The sequence below is a fragment of the Acidovorax sp. FG60 genome (genome assembly GCF_057808995.1).
Genome location: NZ_JBMDJC010000064.1, coordinates 1 through 608, shown reverse-complemented (window position 1 = coordinate 608; position 608 = coordinate 1). Strand labels below are relative to the sequence as shown.

At 67.3% G+C, this 608-nt stretch carries 1 protein-coding gene; it reads left to right on the top strand.

Features of this window, described 5'->3' with window-relative positions:
- A partial coding sequence (locus tag ACODS0_RS28020; RefSeq protein WP_488838511.1) for a diguanylate cyclase domain-containing protein occupies positions 1-608 on the top strand: 608 nt, incomplete at both ends.

Below are 608 nucleotides of genomic sequence, written 5' to 3'. Positions count from 1 at the left end.
GATAACTTCAAAGACCTCAACGACACCCTGGGCCACGACATGGGCGACCAGCTCCTGTCCCAGGTCGCCACCCGCCTGGTGGGCAGCGTGCGCGAAGCCGACACCGTGGCCCGCTTTGGCGGCGACGAATTCGTCGTCATGCTCGAAGCCCTGGCCCCCGACCTGCAAGACGCCGCCACCCAGGCAGAAACCGTGGCCGAGAAACTCCTGGCCAGCCTGAACCAGCCCTTCGAACTCGACGGCGCCCAGCACTACAGCACCCCCAGCATCGGCATCACCCTCTTTGGCGACGAACGCCTCACGGTGGACGAACTCCTCAAACGCGCCGACCTGGCCATGTACCAGGCCAAGGCCGCAGGGCGCAACACCCAGCGCTTCTTCGACCCCGACATGCAAGCGGCCGTCAACGCCCGCTCCAACCTGGAAGCCGACCTGCGCCAGGGCCTGGCCCGGGGCGAACTGCTGGTGCACTACCAGCCCGTCGTGGACCACCAATCCCAGCTCATGGGCGCAGAAGCCCTGGTGCGCTGGCGCCACCCCCAGCGCGGCATGATCAGCCCCGGCGACTTCATCCCCCTGGCCGAACAGACCGGCCTGATCCTCCCTTT